Source organism: Sulfobacillus thermosulfidooxidans DSM 9293 (assembly GCF_900176145.1).
Taxonomy (GTDB): domain Bacteria; phylum Bacillota; class Sulfobacillia; order Sulfobacillales; family Sulfobacillaceae; genus Sulfobacillus; species Sulfobacillus thermosulfidooxidans.
The window spans coordinates 2,245,595-2,265,927 of sequence record NZ_FWWY01000001.1 but is presented as its reverse complement, the minus strand read 5'-3'; the positions used below and the strand labels follow the sequence as shown (position 1 = coordinate 2,265,927).

The following is a 20,333-nucleotide window of genomic DNA, read 5'->3' as shown; positions in this document are numbered from 1 at the left end:
TGAGGCGAAGGAGGATAATCGGATGACCCCACTGCAACAACACCGTGGACTGGCTGTACCCTTAAATCGCGCCAATATTGATACGGACCAAATTATCCCCAAACAATTTTTGAAACGGGTAGAACGGTCCGGTTTCGGCGAGTTTCTCTTTTTTGACTGGCGTTATGATGCCCAAGGCCGTCCCCGTCCTGATTTTATCCTGAATGAACCCCGCTACGCGGGAGCCAGTATTCTGATTGCTGGGCAAAATTTTGGATGTGGGTCTTCCCGCGAACATGCCCCCTGGGCATTGGCTGACTATGGATTTCGGGTTATTATTGCGCCATCATTTGCGGATATTTTTTATAACAACTGTTTTAAGAATGGGATGCTGCCATTAATCTTACCGGAACTCACCGTGCGCCACCTCATGTCTTTGGCAGAAGGATCAACTCCCCTATATCTGACGGTGGACGTAGAAAATCTTCAAGTCAAGGCCGATGATGGTCAACTCATCGCATCATTTGAGTTAGATCCCTACTTGCAAGAAACCCTGGTACACGGCTTGGATGATATTGCTCGCACCTTGCAGTATGAGGACCGCATCACCTTATATGAATCCCAACACGGCTAGCCGTTCTAATCGACTCGCGTCTTGCGAGTCGATTTTTCCTATAAGTCTCCCCCAGCCAGACCGACAACCTAACAAAAGATTCTCCGTGTTTGTTGTTCCAATTTCAGCAATTCCTGCTTTACCTCAAGACCGCCCCCATACCCGACTAAATCACCCTGCTTGCCGATCACCCTGTGACAAGGAATGATAATAGGAATGCGGTTGGCATGGTTGGCTCCGCCTACAGCTCTTACCGCTTTGGGATCGTGAATCATTTGGGCAACATCTTGATAGGACCTGGTCTCACCGTAAGGGATGGTTAACAGCGCTTGCCATACCGCCCGTTGAAATGGTGTCCCGTATAAGTCCAAGGTTCCAAAAAAATCTTGGCGTGTGCCGGTGAAATATTCGCTCAACTGTTGCGTAAATGTCTCAAGCGCCCCCGGATCATGCCGCCACTGGGCACTTGGCATAAAACGCATGCGCCACTTCACATCGTCATCAAGGCTTTCTCCCGGAAGGGTAACCCGGCATAAACCGAAGGGGGTCGCCGCAACGTATAATGTCCAGGACCGGACTTGAAGCACATCCCAATACACCATATCAGGAGATTCATGATGAGGAGCAATTTCTAAAGGCAAAAGCGTTTCCTCCCATTACTCAATTGTCTTTGCGACTTGTTTTTAACCGGCATTGCCCTTAAGCCGAAGCGGACGGCATTGGAGCTTTATCACGGCCGATGTATAAGGCTCCCAAGATTGCTAAGGATCCTATCACAAACGATCCACTAAGATGAGTCGGTGTCAGGAGCATCGATAGAACGACGCCTAAAACCGGTTGTAGATAGAGAAATAGGGCCATTAACGCCACAGGAATACGGGAAGCGGTATGCATCCATAAGAAATACGCTAAAGCCGTTCCTAATAAGGCAAGATAAACGGTAGCCATAATACTCGCCGGATGCCACGTCGCTGGCCACTTCGCTCCCGTTATTAACCAAATAGGAATCGTCCCCAGAAAACCGCCGAGAAATGTTCCGGCAGTCGCTTGCCCAGGACTCAAATGCCGACTTAATGAAGAAGAGTAAACATTATAGACCGCAAAACATAAAATCGCTAATACTAACAAGATGTCTCCCGTAATATAGCCTTTGACCCCTGGCCGGGGAAACCCGGCCACGGCCCAAGCCCCAAACGCGGCAATAGCCAGGGCCCACTTGCGGGCATGGGACAGATGCTCCTTGAGCAGCACACTAGCCATGACGGCTGTCATTAAGGGTTCTAAGGCAATCGAGATCGCAGCCATTGCTGGGGTCGACGCTTTTAATCCTTGTGTTTGCAAGACCAGAGGCAGAGAGAACCCGATGACTCCTAAAAAGGCGGTGCGCAGAATGGTTCGCCCGGACCATATCCGGACGTTTCGCCATAAAAATGGCAACATCACTAGGCTACCGGTTCCCAAACGGATTAACGTGAGCAAGGATGCGGAAATGGAAATAAGCGCCACCGCTGTCGCCGGATAGGTACCTGCCCAAATCAAATTCATTGTCAATAATGAGAGAAGATCGAGAATACTGACCCGAATGGCTAATGACACCCTTTGCCTCATATGACGTCACAAATGTCTAAGTTTTATAGATATTCTTTTTAAATCTATTGTACATTGTGAGATGTCATTTAGATAGCGCCCTGTCCTCTTCGGATGTGGCGCTATCTAGGCTATTAGGATTAGGGAATAACTAATTTAATGCCGGCAAATGCCAGAACCAAAAGTACAAGGTATTGAAACCGTCTAGCGTCAATTCGAAAATGGAGAAAGTTCCCGCCAATCAATCCAATGGCCACCGCAGGCACCAACCAAGCCGACGTTATCACCGTTTTGGCACCTAACAATCCGAGGAGGAAGTACAGGCTGCCACGGACAATACTGTCCGTGATAGCGATAAATTGAAACGAGGCACGGAACGCCCGTTTATCCAGATGCCGCATCTGAAAATATGCCACAATAGAGGGACCACCACCTCCATATAAGCTCCCGATAACGCCCCCTAAAAACCCTAATGGGGCACCCCAAACCCGGGAGACTTGGGGCAAACGCTCGGGTTTCGTCACTATCGCATAAATGACATAGAGAAGAATGAAAACTCCCAGTAATACGGTCACACTCTGAGCCGGCAAGGTTTTTAAGATCCAGGCTCCGACAATCAATCCGAAAATCGTAAAAATCCATAACCAGGGCATTTCCTGCCAACGAATCTCTTTAAAATCATACGAACCTAACGCTAAGGACGCGACACCATCCAACAAAAAGACAATAGGCACGACCTCTTTAATCGGCAAGAAAAATATTAAAAGTGATACGGAAATTAATCCCGATCCAAATCCTAGCATTCCCCGAATGGCAAAGGCGGCCAATACGATGAGGAATGCTATCAAATATGAATCAATGGATAAATATCCAAGATGCATACAAGGCCTCCTCGCCTGGAATCGATAATTCGATGTAACCATGAAATTTTACGCGAACAGCGAAAATCTGACAATCATCTTCACGGCCTTTATATAACTGTGAGTTTACTTTCTTATAGAAAACAGTGATTAGCCAGAATAGGAAGGGATGGTTATAGTAATAAGCGGGTTAGAAAGTACTGTTCGACACAAATTGGCAACGTCGTCCTTCGGGGTTAACGATTTTGAGGATATTTTTCACTGATCCGGTTATCCTCAAAAAGTGGTAAAAGGAGATGGAAAGAATGGCCGCAGCTCGCGAGTTGCATACATTATGGCAAGAATTTTATGGACCTAATGCCGGATACATTATGGAATTATATGAACAATACTTACGGGATCCGGCTTCGATTGATGAAGCCAGTCGGCGCCTTTTCGAACAATGGGGGCCGCCACCCAATGATCTCGCCACCGAAGATGGCGCAAGTCCCGTCACGATCAGTGATGCGAGCTTAGAAACCATCCGCCGCGGGACAGAATTGGCGCGCAATATCCGGGAGTATGGACATCTCCAAGCCCACCTGAATCCGCTCGCTAACAGGGTTCCTTCATCCCCTCTATTGCGTTTAGAAACTTATGGCCTCACTCCTGAACAACTACAGCAAGTGCCAGCCAAATCGTTATGGCCCAACTGTCCGCCAACCCTCAAAACGGGATGGGACGCCATTGAAGAACTGTTTAAATTGTATACGGGAACTGTCGCTTATGAATTTAGCCATGTGCATAATGTAGAGGAACGGCAATGGCTCATTGATTATGTGGAATCTCACCGCATCCAACTGCCATTATCGCCCGTCGACAAGCGAACCATTCTGCGGCGGTTAATTGCTGTCGACCAGTTTGAAAAATTTTTGCATCATACCTTTCCGGGTCAGAAGCGTTTTTCGATTGAAGGTACCGATGCGATGGTCCCCATGTTAGACCGCTTAATTCATTTAACAGCCACCACCACCCCGATTCGTAATGTCGTGATTGGTATGGCTCACCGTGGCCGGTTAAATGTTTTAGCACATATTTTAGGTAAACCTTATGCGGACATTTTTGCCGAATTTCATAGTGCACCCAATAAGGATTTGGTTCCCTCAGCAGGATCTGCTGGCATTAATTTTGGGTGGACGGGTGATGTCAAATATCATCTCGGTGCCCGCAAAATTATGCAAGAGTCCAACATGGTCGAAATGCGGCTGGCACTAGCCAATAATCCCAGCCACCTGGAATTCGTCGATCCGGTTGTAGAAGGTATGGCCCGCGCTTTACAGGATTCTCGTCAGCGCCCCGGTGCCCCCGTACAAGATGTCGACCGGGCACTCGCCGTGCTCATTCACGGTGATGCGTCTTTCCCAGGCGAAGGAGTAGTATCTGAAACACTGAATTTATCGCGGTTAGCCGCCTATAATACGGGCGGGACCGTGCACATTATCGCCAATAACTTTTTAGGCTTTACGACCGAACCCGATCAAGGACGTAGTACCCTTTACGCGAGTGACTTGGCCAAGGGATTTGAGATTCCGATTGTCCACGTCAATGGCGACGACATTGAGGCCTGCCTCGGTGTTATTGAAATGGCTCACGCCTATCGCCAAGCATTTCACAAAGACTTTCTGATCGACTTGGTCGGTTACCGGCGATGGGGACACAATGAAGGGGACGATCCGAGCGTCACCCAGCCCGTGTTATATCATGCCGTCGCTTCTCATCCCGTACCATGGCAAGTCTATGCGAAACGTCTGGAAGATGAGCGCATGATTACCGAAGAGGCGGTTAATGAGATCATCCAGGCGATCCAAGACGATTTACGTTCGATTTATCAAAAACTCACCCGGGGAGAAATTACATTAACGCCACGCGGAAACTTACCAGAAGAACCCGCCAATCCGTCACCGGCTCCTATCTCCCGGGAGTTATTAAACGATATCAACCAAGAGTTATTAAGACGTCCGAAAGGATTTCAGTTATATCCTAAACTGGAAAAAATCTTGGCTAAACGGCAAGACGCCTTAACCACGCCTCGCGGCGTTGACTGGGCTTTAGCCGAAACCCTCGCCATGGGCACCATTTTGGCCGACGGTATTCCCATCCGAATGACCGGTCAAGATTCAGAACGTGGCACCTTTAGTCAGCGTCACTTAGTTCTTCACGATGTTCAGACCGGCGACAAATTTTCTCCATTAGAACATCTCTCACATGCTCGTGCGTCGTTCTTAGTGGCCAACAGCCCCTTATCGGAAACGGCTGTGTTAGGATTCGAATACGGCTATAGTACCCAGGCTCCCGACACGCTGGTGTTTTGGGAAGCGCAGTATGGAGATTTTGCCAACGTCGGTCAGGTACTATTTGACCAATTTATCGCCCCCGGTCGAGCCAAATGGCTTCAATCTTCGGGTCTTGTCATGCTGCTACCTCACGGCTATGAAGGACAAGGACCGGAGCACTCTAGTGCACGCTTAGAACGATTCTTACAATTATCGGCCGATGAGAATTGGCGAGTCACCATTCCCACCAGTGCGGCTCAATATTTTCATCTCCTTCGTTCCCAAGCCGCATGGCTGAAAGAACGTCCCCGGCCTTTAGTGGTTTTGACGCCCAAAAGCCTCCTACGTAATCCGTTGGCGGCATCGGATGTGACCGAATTAGTCCAAGGTCAATTTCAACCTTTGTATCCGTTACCTGTAAGCGATCCTTCTCAGGTGACGCGTTTAGTGTTAACAGCGGGCAAAATTGGGATTGAAATAGCGCAAGCCCTCAAAGAGCAGGACCCCGATGCCAAGTGGATTGCCCTGGCGCGAGTCGAACAACTTTATCCCTTCCCCTCTAAGGAACTCGATGCTCTTGTTGCTTCCTTACCACATCTGGAAGAAGTGTATTGGGTTCAAGAAGAGCCACAAAATATGGGGGCGTGGACTTATATCGCGACCACTTTGCAGTACAACGTTAAGGGCCTGCCGTTAAAATATGTAGGGAGACAACCGCATTCTGCTCCGGCAGAAGGCTTTGCTCAGCACCATGCGATAGAACAAGACCGTATTATTCATGAAGCGATAAGCCGTTAGGGGGACATAGATCATGACACAGATTACGGTTCCAGAAGTTGGAGAATCCGTAACTGAAGCGACCGTTGGAGAATGGTTAAAAAAACCGGGAGACCTGGTAAAAGCCGGGGATCCCATTGTTGAACTCGAAACAGACAAAGTCAATTTAGAAATCACCGCCAATGAAGATGGAACATTACATGAAATTCTTAAACAAAGCGGTGAAACCGTTGTCGTGGGTGATGTGCTGGCTACACTGGTTTCTGGTGATAGTGCCGCGACCACCCCAGCTGAGACCAGTCAGGCATCCACGTCTGCCGTTTCCAATGACCAGCCTGCCAACCCAGTTCAAGAAGCTCCCGTCGTCCGTGCCACACCAGACGTAAGACGTTTGGCTGACCAAGAAGGTATTAATCTCAGTGAGGTTCCCACACAGGGCAACCGGGGACGTGTTACCCATACGGATGTGGAGGCCTATATTCAACAAACGCGGGAAAAGGCTCCTGTTCAACCGCAGTTCGCACCTGAGGCACCTCAAGCACCCCAGAGCCCTGAGATGCCGCCCTTGTCTTCCTCACCGACCCAAGTAACCACATCTCCCGCGGCCACTGATGACTTGCGGCCCGTGGAACGCGTCAAAATGTCTAGACGCCGGTTAACTATTGCTAACCGGTTAGTGAACGCTCAACACACCGCGGCCATGTTGACCACCTTTAATGAGGTCGATATGACCAAGATTTTAGACATTCGGCAACGACGCCGTGATGAGTTTGAAAAACGCCATGGCATTCGTCTGGGCTTTATGTCATTCTTTACCAAAGCGTCAATTGCAGCCCTCAAAGCCTTCCCTCGTTTGAATGCGGAAATTGAGGGCGACGAGATGATTCTTAAGCACTATTATGACATAGGTATTGCCGTATCCACCGATAATGGTCTTGTTGTTCCTGTGGTGCGTAACGCTGATCGTTTAAATTTCGCTGGATTAGAAAAAGCTATTGCCGAATTAGCCATCAAAGCGCGGGATAATAAGTTGTCAATTGCCGATCTCCAGGGCGGAACCTTTACGATCACCAACGGCGGAGTCTTTGGCTCCTTATTATCCACCCCCATTCTCAATGCGCCTCAGGTTGCTATTTTAGGCATGCACAAAATTGAAGAGCGGCCTGTTGTGGTTCAAGGACAAATTGTTGTGCGGCCCATGATGTACCTTGCCTTATCTTATGATCACCGGATAGTTGATGGCAGTGAAGCAGTCCGCTTCTTGGTCTTGATTAAAGAATTGCTCGAGGATCCCGAAGCATTACTGTTGGAAGGATAATATTTCGCGTGACGCCCGGCTAAACGGCCGGGCGTTTTCTTTTCGCGTTATGATGAAGCAAACGACACCAAAGGCCGATAAAGGAGTGGCACAGCACATGGCCATGGATGAAGCAATGATGCAATTAAGCGGAAAATGGTTTCATGCCTTAGGAATATCTCAAGCACAATTTGCCGCCAATCCCTACCCCGTTTACCGTCATTGGCAACAGACCTCTCCCATCAAAGAATTAGCGCCGGGCCAGTGGATGATCTTAAATTACCATGATGTGCGCACTATTCTTATGGACGACCGTTTTATCAAACGGACTCCGGTGCCAAGGACTCCACCACCTAAGTTCCACACTTTGCCTGTCCTCTCGCCGAGCATGCTGGTCACCAATCCTCCGGACCATACGCGCCTGCGCTCTTTGGTAAATCGCGCATTTCAGCCCAAACATTTAGAACGTTTGCGCCCGTATATTGCTGAACTTGCTGGCGAGTTGTTAGACAGCTTCGTTAACAATGGCGGCGGCAATCTCGTTGAAGACTACGCTTTTCCCTTACCTGCTCTTGTGATTGCCGAGTTATTAGGTGTACCGGCTAAAGACCGTAGTCTCTTTCGATCCTTGTCACAGAAAATCGCCTTGATGATCGACCCCACACAAGAACCCGCCATCCGTCAGCAAGGACAAGAAGCGCGCTGGGAACTCCTCGATTATTTTCATCATTTAGCTCAACACAAGAAACAAAATCCTGGGGATGACCTCTTAAGCGCTCTTCTCCAAGTCCAAGGGCAAGAAGGCACCTTAAGTGCAGGAGAACTTTTAACCATGTCCTTATTATTGTTAGTGGCTGGACATGAAACCACGACCAACCTCATTAGTCTCGGCACCTATCGGCTGCTCATGACACCTTCTGCCCTGGATGAACTCCGTCTTAACCCCGCATTGTGGACGAGCGCCGTCGAAGAGTGTTTGCGCTTTGAGTCTCCAGTGCAATTGGATGGGCGTATGGCTCAACAAGACGTTCGTATGGGTGACCAAATCATTCCGGAAGGGGCATCGGTAACTTTGGTCTTGGCGCAAGCCAATCGGGATCCGGTGGTTTTTTCTAATCCGGATACCTTTGACATCCACCGCCATCCCAATATGCACCTAGCTTTTGGTCGTGGCATTCATATGTGCCTTGGGGCTTCCTTGGCACGGATGGAAGCGACCATAGCTTTTTCTCAGCTATTCCGTTATACCCTGGAGCTGCATGGCGACCCGGTTTTTAATCCCAATGTTCTTTTACGCGGTTTGAAATCGTTACCTCTCATTGTCAAAGGAGCCCAATAGACAAAAATGCCATGCAAAAAGCGAGACCTTACGGTCTCGCTTTGTATTGTCGTGGAACCTTATTGACCGACAGCTTCTCCAGGTTCAGAGACATAGTCTTGTTCCTGGGTGTCATCGGTTCCATTGCTAATGTTGAGCGCATTAAAGAGAACACTCAACACCACCACAATCACGATATTGACAATAATAGCCCAGACACCCGCATAGGCCAAATAGACGCTGTGACCGATATGCAACGGGTAAATGGAGGTTTTGAAGGATTCGGCCGCGGCCATACCCGTCCCAATAATCATGCCGACAAGCCAACCCAAGAATAAGGCCCAACGGTGGAACCATCTGGTGTATAAGCCAAAAATAATCGTGGGCACCGTCTGCAAAATCCAAATTCCGCCTAAGGTTTGGAAGTAGATGGAGTATTGCAACGGGATAGCCACAATAAAGAACAAGGCTCCTAAAATCACGATTAAGCCAACAATTTTCGCTATTTGGGCTTCCCGGTTAGGTCCGTTGTCCGAAGCAAAGTACTCCCGGTAGATATTGCGAGTAAACAAGTTCGCGGCGGCAATGGCCATAATCGCTGCGGGTACCAAGGCGCCAATCGCAATCGCTCCAAAGGCGAAGCCCGCAAACCAGGTCGGCAAGGTCTTCAAAAAGAGCAACGGTACCACAAGGCTTGTATCTTTGGTGTGAATCCCGGCAGCAATGGCCATATATCCCAAAATTGCGATAAAGGTCAATGCCAACGAATACAGGGGCAATAATGCCGCGTTGCGTTGAATGGTTTTTCCACTTTTTGCCCCTAAGGTACCTGTCACAGCATGCGGATAGAGCAGTAATGCAAAAGCCGAACCTAAAGCCAGGGTTGAAAAGGCTGTGAACAGTTTAGGTGCGAGAATAACAGATCCTTTTGTTGCTGGGAGTTTGGCTGCGGCCACTTGAAAGATGTGTCCGTATCCTCCCAAGTGGATGGGAATAGCAATACACGCGACGATAACGGTCACATAAATCAAAATATCTTTTAAGATGGCGGTAAGAGCCGGTGCTCTCAATCCACTGGTATAGGTGTAGGCCGCTAAAATCAGAAAAGCAATCACTAAAGGCAAATCTTTTAAGAATCCATGCCCCGACAACCCCATGGCAGCCAAGACGGCTTGAATACCTGTGAGTTGCAAGGCAATATACGGCATGGTCGCTAAAATTCCGGTAATAGCAACCGCTAAGGCCAGTAACGGACTGTTAAATCGTCCCCGCACGAAATCGGCTGCGGTCACATAATTGCGCTGTTTAGATACCCGCCACAAACGAGGCATCACAATGTACATAATGGGAAAAACGACAATAGTGTACGGCACGGCAAAAAATGCAAAAGCACCCGCACCATATACGAGAGCCGGCACGGCAATAAAGGTATAAGCCGTGTATAAATCTCCCCCGAGTAAGAACCAGGTGACGAATGTGCCAAAACGGCGACCAGCCAGGCCCCATTCCTCAATAAGATCCAGGTCGCCTCGGTGCCAGCGTGATGCTGAAAATCCCAGCACCGTCACCATGGCAAAAAGGATAAGAAATACGATAAATGCTGACCAATAAATAGGAATCACCCCTTTTCCTGGTATCAACTAGCGATTATCAATCAGGTAAATAATGCCGCTTAAGAGCGCGACAAGAAAGATCCATAAGATCAGGTACCAGTACATAAACGGGAAACCCGCTAAGGTTGGTCGATATGAAGCGTAAAAAGGCGGCCACAAGGTTCCAATAAACGGTATTAAGAATAACCAATACCATCCGCTCTTTGTCTGTTTTTGCATTGTCACCACCTCCCTCATGCGGCCATGAACCGCATGAAAATTGTGACACCAAAAAGAATGCGCGTCAATCCAGCTTATTGCGACAAATAAAATTTTTTTTAAGAACATACGCTTGCCTGAAACTAACGAATAAAAGAACTGAGCCAATAAACAAACATTCCACTCACCACACTAGCGGCCAACGAATTGGACCACCAAGCAACAACTATAGTCAACATGCTAGCTATGGCAATGTGAAGCCATTCAAGGTGTAATAACAGATGATGGCCATAAAAGGATTGCAGCCATAAACCCATCACAACGATGGGAACAAAGTTGGATACCCACATCTGAGAGTACTGGGAATATTTTTCGAGACGGGATCCCAATTTCATCATAAAAATCCACGGGACAATTCGTTCCAGCCATGTTCCCCATGCTGATAAGACTAATATCTCCATCCATTGCCTAACCATACTCATCACCCGACCTCATGCAATGGCGTTTTATGTGTACGCCAAAATACTTCAATGCTCGAGGCCAAAATAGCCGCAACCAAAACACTGGTCATGCCCCAATTTAGAGATTTGGCTATTAAATAAAACCCTAAACCCATACCCAAGACGCGCAAAGAGCCAAGCTGCCATTGCCGGTGATGGGAGAGAGATGTGGTGAGAATGAACAAAAATAATGCGGGTAGCGCAAATTGCAAAGCCAAAGAAGCATGGGGAATTTGTTTCAACAGCGCTTGACCGAAATAGATACCCATGAGGGTTCCACTCAACCATCCACCATATGCAATAACGGTGATCGTCAACAGGTAGAATATGTGCGCTTTTTGATCATCGTCTCGATGAAAAGGTCGACAAATTGTTGCAAACACTTCGTCCGTCAATCCCCATCCGACGAGCAAGATCTCTTTGATCGACCGTTTTGTCTTAGAAGCCAATGTGATCGCCGGCCCATAAGTCACGTGACGGAGATTAATCAACCAAACCGTCACGATACTGGACCATACCGATGCGTGCGTCGAAATTAAAGATAACAACACAAATTGGGAGGTGCCCGCATAAAGGATGGCCGACGTGGCCAAGATTTGCCATGGCAACCAGTGATATTGTTGTGCTGTCATGCCAAAGGCCATCGAAGGGGGCAAATATCCCAGAAAAATAGGCAATCCCTCTTGTATTGCCGTGAGCATACGAAATGTTTTAGAGTGCATCTCGCTCATCATCCTGCCTGAGTTTTTCTCAATTTTGTTTGCCAAACACAAAAATATGCCGCCCACTGCTCCATTCGGATGAAGACCAAATCCCCCCCACCCGGTAATGATGAAGAACTCGAAAGCCATGGATTACAACGCGTTCCATCAGCGATTTGGCATCTAACCAGTTATCTAAAATTGTTTGAGGTCCGTCATTGGCGAGACACTCCCACTGCAATGTGTTTTGAAATATTTGCAAGGTCTTAACGAGATCATGATTTTTAGGGATGACTTGCTCAGGCCACCCACTTAATTGACACATACTGTGATATAAGAGGTAGCTACGCTGATAACTCGCCAAATCAGAAAAAGGATCCAGCACCTGTGTGGACACGATAAGCCGTCCACCGGGCAATAATCTGTCTGTAATCAAGTTAAAAAACTCTGGGCTCCACATCTGGTCACGAAAATAGAGCCATGCCCAACGGGGCTTTTGGTGGTTTTTCTCAAAATCCTTTAGTGCCTCATCCGAATCGACGATGAGCCCACCATCGCCCAGTGAGTGGGTGAGATACTCACGGATGGAATCTTCCATATCAGCCATTGGACGCCCTATTGGCAAAATGGCAAAGCGGTAAAAGGCTGTTTCCTCAGTTTCTATGAGAAAGGTGCGGTGAGTTGAAGACTGGGTATTGGCCTTAAACACTTCATCCGCCATCGCAACCGGCAAGAGTCCGGTGTAAACCTGCTCCAGGTAATCTCTTTGGCTCCTAGACCATGCTAGAGGCCACGATAATTGTTGATCTTTGAATGAACCATGGGGAAAATCGGGATAAAAAATCACCACCATGATTTCACATCCCTCCTCACCCGTGTCGTAAATATGAGGACGATCGGCGAAAAAGGTGAGCACATCGCCGGCATGAATAGACCGCAATGAATCGAGCGGTCCCACCTGGCAGTCCCCGCGAATGCCCGTCACCACTTCAAAGACGCCGGGAGGATGTGCGTGGGCTTCGCGCCTGGTACGAGGGCGAAGATTCATCCGGTACGTTTCTACAACGCCAAAATCCGTATGGTCACGCGCCAGTAAGGACGTTTGCCCAAAGTGGTCATCGACCTCAAACATCTCCCCAAGTGAAGGGTCATCGGGTATCATCAGGGTCCCAAACGAGACACCTAGCGCTTGAGACAAAGCCCACAATGTATCCAAAGTGGGATTGGCTAAACCGCGTTCAAGTTGCGATAAAGTTCCTTTGGCGATGTTGGCCTTTTTGGCTAGTTCATTGACACTGAGGCCTCGCGTATGTCGCCATTTACGCAGATTCGTTGCGACAATCGATTGTAAAGAGTTCTGTTTCATGCGGTCATTATATCATACTAGTGTTCATTATATTAGATCTTTAATACATTTTGCGGTTTTTCCGCAGCAACCTATTGCGTTTCCGCACGAAATGGTATTTACTGGTATTACTGGTACTACATGTAAGGAGGATAAAATGAATACAGTGACGATTGCCGAAATTGCTTCCCGACTTGATTTGCCTGAAAGTACGGTCCGTTACTACCGCGACCGTTTCAGTGAGTTTGTCCCCGTGATTGGCAAGGGTCGCCAACGCCGATATCCCGAAGAAGCTGTGGAGATTTTTCATACCATTGCTGATGGCCTACGCAATGGACAAACCGCGACCATGGTGGAAGAAACATTGGGCAGACTATATCCAAGAAATGTCGAAACCACAGAAACGGAACTGGCTCAAGTCACAGCAGGAACACCGCAACAAGTTGCTCAAGCGATGGTACAAGTTCTTTATCAACAATCGGAAGAAATCCAAGCCATGCGGCTGTCATTAGAACAAATCAAAGATGACTTAGACCGTAAATATGAAGAAAATGTTGCCGTGGTGGCAGAGGCCTTTGAAAAACTGAAGTCCCATATGGACACACAAGATATGCAAAACGCGCGATTGGCCCGAGAACGCGACCAATTTATTGTTTCCCAAATGCGGGACATGCTTCAAAAATCCCAACAATCTCAAGCACAATCCAAATCATGGTGGCAAAAATGGTGGGGTAAAAATTCCGCTCAAGCCTCGGTTCGTAGTTAAGTTTCCCGTCCGGACGCCTCAAGGCGTCCGGACTATTGCTTGTTAATGGGTTGTAACCATCCGGATAAGGTCGCTCCCACCATTTGAGCCATCGTGTCATCCATAATCATCATCCCATGGTGAGAATGCATGGGATGAATCCATGTGACCGTAATTGCCATAACCACAAATGAGCCAACCATGCCGCCAGCGGTCGCTCCAATCATAGCCGTCATGAGATCAAGTGGACCTTGAGCTAAAGACATAACGGCTAACAATATGGCGGTTCCTAGTGCCAAAAGAACAAATGTAATCATCCAATTTGCTGTCCACCACGAGAACAAGACCGTACTGATGACTGCTGACAGCATGGAAAGTTCCAGGGAATGGCTTCGAAAAATAGACACCCTCCGCCTTTCTTCTGTGGGATTTTCTATGTCATATGACACCAATCCCACGGCAAGAACTTATGGTGTCCTTCCGAATGTTTTCCACCCTCTTTCTTCCAATGAGCTTTTAAATGAATGATTCGGGTTCATTCTTCCTAGATGGGGTCACAACGCGCAAGTTACGCCGCCGCCACCAACGTTTCACCGGAGAAAGAGCATCTTGGACCATAAGCATGGCCCCTAAAGGGATAATACCGAAAAACAACAACGCCGCCCAACCTATCCAATCATGCCCGCTAGCCAGATCGGAACACCGGCGCATAATAATAAAAGCCAGAACACCATTAGCCAATAAAGGAATAAACAGAATGACCCACCATAAGGGGGACGTCATATTCCTCGAAGAGGATTTAACATGTCCTAAACCTGATTTACGCATTTTCATCGCATGTCCTCCTAGCCACAACTCCGTCTACAATGTTCTACCTAGCACACACGGCGCAAAACATATGACCCCCACCCGTTCATGGATCATCCACAGCAAAGGATATAATCCATATGGGTAGGAGTCATTAGTCCTGGGGACAGTTTTTCTTTTGGTCACAACCAAAAGAGAGCAGCACTCCATTGCAATGATTTTAGTATACCGTGCAAAAATTTTACGCCACAAGAGTCAAAGACACTTTTTGCTAAATATCTCCGGACTTCCAGAATGTCTGGCATAAACCTTATTTTCACGGTTTAATCTTTCCACTGGGATAGACACGCATTGAAACAGCCATTTCCGCAGCCTGAACCCCACTATGATAGTTAAATACGGAAAACTCTGTCGTGCCATAGACCCATTCGGCCGTGGTATGGTTGCCATCCCCAGCAAGATTTTCTCCTAACACACCATATGTTTCCGGCAACAAATGGGTATGCAAGTACGCAACAAGCTTCATGGCTTGTTGACGGTCCTGAGTTGGGGTCCCGTCCCATACTTGGAACGTCCATTCGCCCTCATGCCACATCGCCATGGATAGAGCCGCATTATTGTAAAGTGTCCCGGTAATGCCATATCCTAAATTAACCAATGAAGCGGGAACATTTGGTGGTGGTTGATACGGTGGGGCCAGAGACGTAGACGGATTCGATTGATAAAGATGCGCTTTGGCACTATCCGGACTGGGAAACTGTGATGCACTAAATGAACCAATAATGTCCATCATGGGCAAAGTGGATAGCACCGGACTATTCAACGTCAGCGGTTTACTAGTGGCATAAAGATTCACAACATAGGTCGTCCCGCCACCGGTGACACGAGCTGCCGCACTTAAACTCGAAACCGGAGGATTAAAACCCAACACGGAAGGAGCCATCAAGGGTATATGAATCTTGTGATGTTGCAAATAGGTCATGGCCTGTATGACCGCCACATTAAATCGTACAGCAGATGCTTGGGACCTCACGGTCGAAGGAAAGGATGAAGCCTGAGAGGGCTTAGATGAATTTTTAACTGGGTTTGTCGACGATGTTGATTCAGACTGATGCGTCGTCTTGGAAGGGCTTGGTGAATGGTGAGACGGTAGTGCCGTGGAAATTCCACAACCCGTCAAACTGATCAGGGATAATATAATCAGAAGACTTACACTGCGGTACCTGTATTTCAGCATATTCCTTCTCCAGTTTTTTGCAATGGACAAACAGCCGATAAAATAAATGTTGCGCAAATAGGCATTAATCTTTCCAAAATGGATTCTGTTGGTCTTATTGACTTATCATTGGATCAAAATTCATTGTACTATGCCTGCACTTCATTAACCCAAACCCTCGTTGGCGACATAAAATTAATACTGATTTTCTCTGGCTACCGCACTGACCAACAATAGTCTTACCTGCAAGCGATATAGTCAGCGAATACTGTTCCATCTTTAATCTGATACAAAATCGGATATCATTTTTCGACGAACAGTTGATGGTACTTGGTGTCCGGAATAAATTCTACCTCAAGAAACGGAAAACGTTCCGCCAATTGATGAAGAGCACCAATGGCGTTCACTAAATCGCTTTTTAGTTTTCTCACGGCAATAGGACTCTCCCAACATCGATGCGAACGTTCAGAACCAATCACCTTATAATGAGGTGTCTTTTCTCTGTTTTACGCCATCAGTAAGACAGTCTAAATACCCTTTCAATTCATCCCGTGTATAGCCACGGTCTCCGGCTTCCTCCACGGCCAGTAAGTCTTGCTGTCATAGCAACATTTCTTGCGGCGAGTAAAAGCGTCTATATCTATTACAACGAAATCGCCCTCACCATTTTTTTGTAAACGGCTTCTCCAGGGAACTTATACAAATCCACTCTCACGTTGGCATTTAGCTATAGAGGTCTTTTTCCTCAATAAGCCCCACACATAGCAAAAGCACAGTTGAAACTCTCGAATATTCGTTTCAACTGTGCCATGCTGATTGTATACTAAACAACCAGTGTTGAACGCAAAAAATTATCTAACCTAGCGATCCCAAAAATCCGCATGGATCGACCTCAGTCCGTCATGTTGGCGACAATAATTGTCTAACCTCACACTAAATTCTCCAAGGACAACCTTCCCCGCAAGACAAATAATTATCTAAACTGGGGACGTTTAAGGCCTCTCATGTGTCACCCGTCCTTCGCCATTCAGGTATTATAAGAGCATCCGGTTCGCCTCAAGGATGTCATCACATGGGGAGGCCCAACATCATATGCATGCGCGGACTCAACACGTCACCCAAGCGATATACTGGGAAGTCGCCGCGATCCTTTGGATGATTGTCGAAGCCATCTTGTCTCTCGAAGCGGGCTTTCAAGCCCATTCGCTGGCTCTGACGGGCTTCGGGATGGATAGTCTGATTGAACTCGTGTCTGCCGGCATCCTGGTCTGGCGATTGCGCATCGAAGCCCGCGGCGCTGACGACCATGCCGTGGACCGCGCGGAAGCCAAGGCAGCGCGGTGGGCCGTCGGGCTCTTAGGACTGCTCTTGCTCTATTTAATCGGTGGGGCCTTCTGGGCACTGATCAGGCGAAGTACCGTGCGCCCGAGTCCGCTCGGAATCGCCGTGATGATCATTTCTGGCCTCCTCATGGTCCTGTTTGCCCGCCAAAAACAGCGACTGGGGGTGGCGTTACAGAGTACGGCGTTGCAGGTGGATGCCGCAGAAAGTTGGACCTGTGCGTACATGGCTTGGGCGGGATTAGGTGGCACACTGGGTGTATGGGCCTTAGGGTGGACTTGGATGGACCCTGTGGCCGCTCTCGCCATTGCCTATTGGGTGGCCCGAGAAGCCTGGGAAGCATTCGAAGAAGTGCGGGAAACAGAGGGCCCGGAACCTCAATAGGGCGGATCTGGTCCCCATCCATCGACCATGCGGAGATCGTGCGGTGATGGCGATCCTTTCCTTATCCTCATCACACAATCCGGTGAAATGGTCATCATCCAGGAGGTGTCTGTATGCTCACCGTCTATGGCGCAACGGTCGTCACCCTCATGATGGTTTTTTACGGGTTGGAGAACCGTTCTCCGTGGTTTACGTTAGCGTTCGCCGTCTCGTGTCGGGGATCGGCCAGTTACGGGTTCATGGCCGGGGCTATGACCGCAAAACGATCACGGATCTGAGAGGGTTCCATGGCCATCACCGAGGTCAATTCCGCAAGGGTCCAAAAATGGGCTCCGTGATACACCGATGTCGGATCGGCTTGGGCCCGCGTGCGATAGTGGCGGGCCCACGGTCCCGTGCCGTGAATCAAGCCCAATATCAAGCGCCCGCCGGGTTTGATGATGCGCATCGCTTCTATCAATATAGCCTCCGGATGGTCCACAAATTCCAGGGTCACTTGCATCAGCCCGGCATCGAAGGAAGCTGACGCCCAAGGTAAGTGGGTTAGATCGCCGCGGACCCCCTCTACGCGCCCCGATGACATCCTTTTGCTGCGGGCTTTGGCCAACATCGCTTCGGACTCGTCCACACCGACCACTGCACATCCCGCATCGGCCATCCAGAGGGCATAGGTTCCGGTTCCACAGCCCAAATCCACCACACGCTCTCCCGGGTGAGGATCCAATAACTCAGCCACCATTTGGCGCTCGACGGCCTCCACAAACGAGCCCAAGGGCGTGGCACAAAAAGCGTCATAGCGGTCCGCGACGGGATCAAAGCGCGCCATGGGCTTTTACCTCCTCTTTCATGAGGCGCAGTCGGAGAGATGGCGTGTCCAGCGGATGCCATGATTTCACCAAGTACCCCGCGTGCCCCCACCGCCACATCCAGCGCCACCAGAGGGTCCGCACCCAGGACCTGAACCCCGGTTTCGACGGAACGTCTCCGCAAGCTCTGTGTCATGATGTTCGGTGTGAAGGAGATCCTCGACGAGCCTCTCGAACTCGGGTTTCGAGATGAGCCCCTGCGCATAGCGTTCTCGCGCCAGGTCCAACGGATTAGGGGGTGGGCCATTCGAGGAACCCCACTGATGTCCGTTCACCACGCGAGTGACCAGGGCCCAGCCCACCAAGACCATCATCACCATCCCAAATAGCGGGAAAACCCATCCCCATCCGATCATCATCGGCACAATGCCCACGTCCCTTCTGGCATGACTGATGTCGACGCCTTGCGCTGGCCACGCTCCTCCCGTCCGCGAAACTTCCAACGGCCATCGACGCACCACCTGTTTGACCCGCAGGATCAAGCCTGACAGGGTCGCGTTCGGACGTCGTTCACCACCGAAGTCGCGGGATTGGGCCGGTGGCCTTCGAAGTAGACTACCACCATTGCGCCCACCAATGACGCTCAAACGCCACCTTACCCGCATGCCAATGTCGCCCCGGTTTGTACGCGTGGATGGCGGGTGCGGGCTCGGCATAAAAATTGCCGCGCGCAAAACCGGCGATGCCCCGACCCATTTCAATGAAACACTCGCCGGCGCCATCAAATGTCGCCCCTGTTCCCCGCTCCGCGAGCCGGTTTGCAATGATGTCCGCGACCACCTCCCCCTGACGGTGGGCAAAGACGCCGGCCTTGGGCAGGGGTTTACCGAGCGCCAACGGAATGCCGGTGACGTCCCCAATGGCGAACACATTGGAAAATCGGGTTTCCAAGGTGTGGCGGTCGACCGCCACCCAACCATCGGCCGGAGCCAGACCCGAAGCCGCTACCTCGGCGGGCACCCGGTGGGGCGGCACGTAGGCTAAGAGGTCATAGGAGACGTCCGCGTCGTCGGAGAACTCGAGACGATGGGCGTCCGGGTCGACACGAGTGACAAGGTGATTCGGATGATAGGCAATGCCCCGGTCCCGTAACGCCTCGATCACGGCTTGGCTCACCTTGGGCCCTGCCACCCCCATCGGGGCGGGTTCGGCCGCCCAGACCTCGAGGGTCACTTGATCGCGACCGGAGAATGCCCCATTTTTCGTAGAAATTGAAACTAGCGATCCTGATGGCTCTCTGGTTTACTAGAGAGGTCTGAACCCATCTTGAGGAGGAATCGCTAGTGACTACCAGTATAAAGAAAAAATCGCTTCCCGAACAGTCGGTGACGGTGCCGTGGGTGGACATCCTCCAGGATGCCGAAGACGGATTATTGGCGCTGTCGATCCGGGTCGGATTGCAGGTTTTGCAACAGATGATGGCGGCCGAGGTGGAGCAGTTGGCAGGACCTAAAGGCCGTCATGATCCGCAACGCCAAGCGGTCCGACACGGGACCGAAGTCGGCAGTGTCTTTTTGGGGGATCGCAAAATCTCCGTTCCACACCCTCGGGTGCGGGCCGCTGATGGCTCGGAGGAAATTCCGTTAGACACCTACCATCAGTTTCAGGACCCGACGCTGGCGACACAAGCCGTACTGGAACGCATGCTGTATGGCTTAGTGAGCCGCCGCTTTATCCAAGCCACCCAACAGGCTCTCGACCGCTTCCTCCAGCGCCGATTGGATGACCGGACGTGGGTGGTGGTGATGATCGATGGTTTGCGTGTAGCGGACCATCTGGTGGTAGGCGCCTTAGGGATTGATGCGGACGGTCACAAACGCGTCTTGGGATTGGTCGAAGGGGCGACAGAAAATCATACCGTGGTCATGGCCTTA

The 20,333-nt window shown here is 49.6% G+C and carries 22 protein-coding genes; 7 read left to right on the top strand and 15 right to left on the bottom strand.

Going from position 1 to position 20,333, the window contains the following annotated elements:
• Positions 1 to 22: 22 nt before the first annotated feature.
• Positions 23 to 613: a 3-isopropylmalate dehydratase small subunit gene (gene leuD, locus B8987_RS11415; protein WP_020373976.1), complete on the top strand. Its 591-nt coding sequence runs from the start codon at positions 23 to 25 to the stop codon at positions 611 to 613.
• A gap of 68 nt (positions 614 to 681) precedes the next feature.
• Here leuD and B8987_RS11410 read toward each other — a convergent pair whose 3' ends face one another.
• The 3 genes from B8987_RS11410 to B8987_RS11400 form a co-directional block, all read right to left on the bottom strand.
• The gene (locus B8987_RS11410) at positions 682 to 1,233 is read right to left on the bottom strand and encodes a methylated-DNA--[protein]-cysteine S-methyltransferase (protein WP_242940667.1); all 552 of its coding nucleotides are present in this window, start codon (positions 1,231 to 1,233) and stop codon (positions 682 to 684) included.
• A gap of 58 nt (positions 1,234 to 1,291) precedes the next feature.
• The gene (locus tag B8987_RS11405) at positions 1,292 to 2,188 is read right to left on the bottom strand and encodes a DMT family transporter (protein ID WP_020373978.1); all 897 of its coding nucleotides are present in this window, start codon (positions 2,186 to 2,188) and stop codon (positions 1,292 to 1,294) included.
• Between the two features lie 131 nt (positions 2,189 to 2,319).
• Positions 2,320 to 3,060 (bottom strand): sulfite exporter TauE/SafE family protein, encoded by a 741-nt coding sequence (locus B8987_RS11400; protein ID WP_028963541.1) that lies wholly within the window; start codon positions 3,058 to 3,060, stop codon positions 2,320 to 2,322.
• A gap of 284 nt (positions 3,061 to 3,344) precedes the next feature.
• Between B8987_RS11400 and B8987_RS11395 the strand changes: the two genes are divergently transcribed.
• The 3 genes from B8987_RS11395 to B8987_RS11385 all read left to right on the top strand — a co-directional run bounded on the left by B8987_RS11395 (position 3,345) and on the right by B8987_RS11385 (position 8,764).
• A complete protein-coding gene (locus B8987_RS11395; RefSeq protein ID WP_020373980.1) occupies positions 3,345 to 6,149 on the top strand; it encodes a 2-oxoglutarate dehydrogenase E1 component in 2,805 nt (934 codons plus the stop codon).
• A gap of 13 nt (positions 6,150 to 6,162) precedes the next feature.
• Positions 6,163 to 7,446: a 2-oxoglutarate dehydrogenase complex dihydrolipoyllysine-residue succinyltransferase gene (gene odhB, locus B8987_RS11390; RefSeq protein ID WP_020373981.1), complete on the top strand. Its 1,284-nt coding sequence runs from the start codon at positions 6,163 to 6,165 to the stop codon at positions 7,444 to 7,446.
• Positions 7,447 to 7,543: 97 nt separating this feature from the next.
• On the top strand, positions 7,544 to 8,764 hold the full coding sequence (locus B8987_RS11385; protein ID WP_084661597.1) for a cytochrome P450: 1,221 nt from the start codon (positions 7,544 to 7,546) through the stop codon (positions 8,762 to 8,764).
• A gap of 59 nt (positions 8,765 to 8,823) precedes the next feature.
• Here B8987_RS11385 and mctP read toward each other — a convergent pair whose 3' ends face one another.
• From mctP to B8987_RS11360, 5 genes are all read right to left on the bottom strand, one after another.
• A complete protein-coding gene (gene mctP / locus B8987_RS11380) occupies positions 8,824 to 10,365 on the bottom strand; it encodes a monocarboxylate uptake permease MctP (RefSeq protein ID WP_242940666.1) in 1,542 nt (513 codons plus the stop codon).
• A gap of 18 nt (positions 10,366 to 10,383) precedes the next feature.
• The gene (locus B8987_RS11375) at positions 10,384 to 10,575 is read right to left on the bottom strand and encodes a DUF3311 domain-containing protein (protein ID WP_020373984.1); all 192 of its coding nucleotides are present in this window, start codon (positions 10,573 to 10,575) and stop codon (positions 10,384 to 10,386) included.
• Between the two features lie 122 nt (positions 10,576 to 10,697).
• Positions 10,698 to 11,036: an AzlD domain-containing protein gene (locus tag B8987_RS11370; RefSeq protein ID WP_084661596.1), complete on the bottom strand. Its 339-nt coding sequence runs from the start codon at positions 11,034 to 11,036 to the stop codon at positions 10,698 to 10,700.
• Positions 11,036 to 11,776 (bottom strand): AzlC family ABC transporter permease, encoded by a 741-nt coding sequence (locus B8987_RS11365; RefSeq protein WP_028963538.1) that lies wholly within the window; start codon positions 11,774 to 11,776, stop codon positions 11,036 to 11,038. Before B8987_RS11365 ends, B8987_RS11370 begins: the two co-directional genes overlap by 1 nt.
• A gap of 28 nt (positions 11,777 to 11,804) precedes the next feature.
• Positions 11,805 to 13,121: a helix-turn-helix domain-containing protein gene (locus tag B8987_RS11360; RefSeq protein WP_084661594.1), complete on the bottom strand. Its 1,317-nt coding sequence runs from the start codon at positions 13,119 to 13,121 to the stop codon at positions 11,805 to 11,807.
• A gap of 136 nt (positions 13,122 to 13,257) precedes the next feature.
• On the opposite strand from B8987_RS11360, the gene B8987_RS11355 reads away from it, so the two are divergent.
• Complete coding sequence (locus tag B8987_RS11355; protein ID WP_176213241.1) at positions 13,258 to 13,866, top strand: MerR family transcriptional regulator; 609 nt, start codon at positions 13,258 to 13,260, stop codon at positions 13,864 to 13,866.
• A gap of 32 nt (positions 13,867 to 13,898) precedes the next feature.
• On the opposite strand, the gene B8987_RS11350 is transcribed toward B8987_RS11355, so the two are convergent.
• From B8987_RS11350 to B8987_RS20145, 4 genes are all read right to left on the bottom strand, one after another.
• Positions 13,899 to 14,252 (bottom strand): hypothetical protein, encoded by a 354-nt coding sequence (locus B8987_RS11350; RefSeq protein WP_084661592.1) that lies wholly within the window; start codon positions 14,250 to 14,252, stop codon positions 13,899 to 13,901.
• A 109-nt stretch (positions 14,253 to 14,361) separates the two neighbouring features.
• Positions 14,362 to 14,679: a hypothetical protein gene (locus B8987_RS11345; RefSeq protein WP_084661591.1), complete on the bottom strand. Its 318-nt coding sequence runs from the start codon at positions 14,677 to 14,679 to the stop codon at positions 14,362 to 14,364.
• Between the two features lie 289 nt (positions 14,680 to 14,968).
• Positions 14,969 to 15,889 (bottom strand): hypothetical protein, encoded by a 921-nt coding sequence (locus tag B8987_RS11340; protein ID WP_139793539.1) that lies wholly within the window; start codon positions 15,887 to 15,889, stop codon positions 14,969 to 14,971.
• A gap of 281 nt (positions 15,890 to 16,170) precedes the next feature.
• The gene (locus tag B8987_RS20145) at positions 16,171 to 16,299 is read right to left on the bottom strand and encodes a hypothetical protein (RefSeq protein ID WP_278281276.1); all 129 of its coding nucleotides are present in this window, start codon (positions 16,297 to 16,299) and stop codon (positions 16,171 to 16,173) included.
• Between the two features lie 661 nt (positions 16,300 to 16,960).
• Here B8987_RS20145 and B8987_RS11330 point away from each other — a divergent pair.
• A complete protein-coding gene (locus tag B8987_RS11330; protein ID WP_176213240.1) occupies positions 16,961 to 17,593 on the top strand; it encodes a cation diffusion facilitator family transporter in 633 nt (210 codons plus the stop codon).
• 229 nt (positions 17,594 to 17,822) lie between these two features.
• Here B8987_RS11330 and B8987_RS11325 read toward each other — a convergent pair whose 3' ends face one another.
• The 3 genes from B8987_RS11325 to B8987_RS11315 all read right to left on the bottom strand — a co-directional run bounded on the left by B8987_RS11325 (position 17,823) and on the right by B8987_RS11315 (position 19,632).
• Complete coding sequence (locus B8987_RS11325; protein ID WP_084661588.1) at positions 17,823 to 18,419, bottom strand: class I SAM-dependent methyltransferase; 597 nt, start codon at positions 18,417 to 18,419, stop codon at positions 17,823 to 17,825.
• A 66-nt stretch (positions 18,420 to 18,485) separates the two neighbouring features.
• Positions 18,486 to 19,064, bottom strand: coding sequence for an SHOCT domain-containing protein (locus tag B8987_RS11320; RefSeq protein ID WP_176213239.1), 579 nt, complete (start codon positions 19,062 to 19,064; stop codon positions 18,486 to 18,488).
• Complete coding sequence (locus B8987_RS11315) at positions 19,015 to 19,632, bottom strand: FAD-dependent oxidoreductase (RefSeq protein ID WP_084661586.1); 618 nt, start codon at positions 19,630 to 19,632, stop codon at positions 19,015 to 19,017. The genes B8987_RS11320 and B8987_RS11315 overlap by 50 nt, the downstream gene beginning before the upstream one ends.
• A gap of 110 nt (positions 19,633 to 19,742) precedes the next feature.
• Here B8987_RS11315 and B8987_RS11310 point away from each other — a divergent pair.
• Positions 19,743 to 20,333 (top strand): transposase (locus B8987_RS11310; protein ID WP_176213237.1); only part of this gene is annotated, 591 nt, incomplete at its 3' end.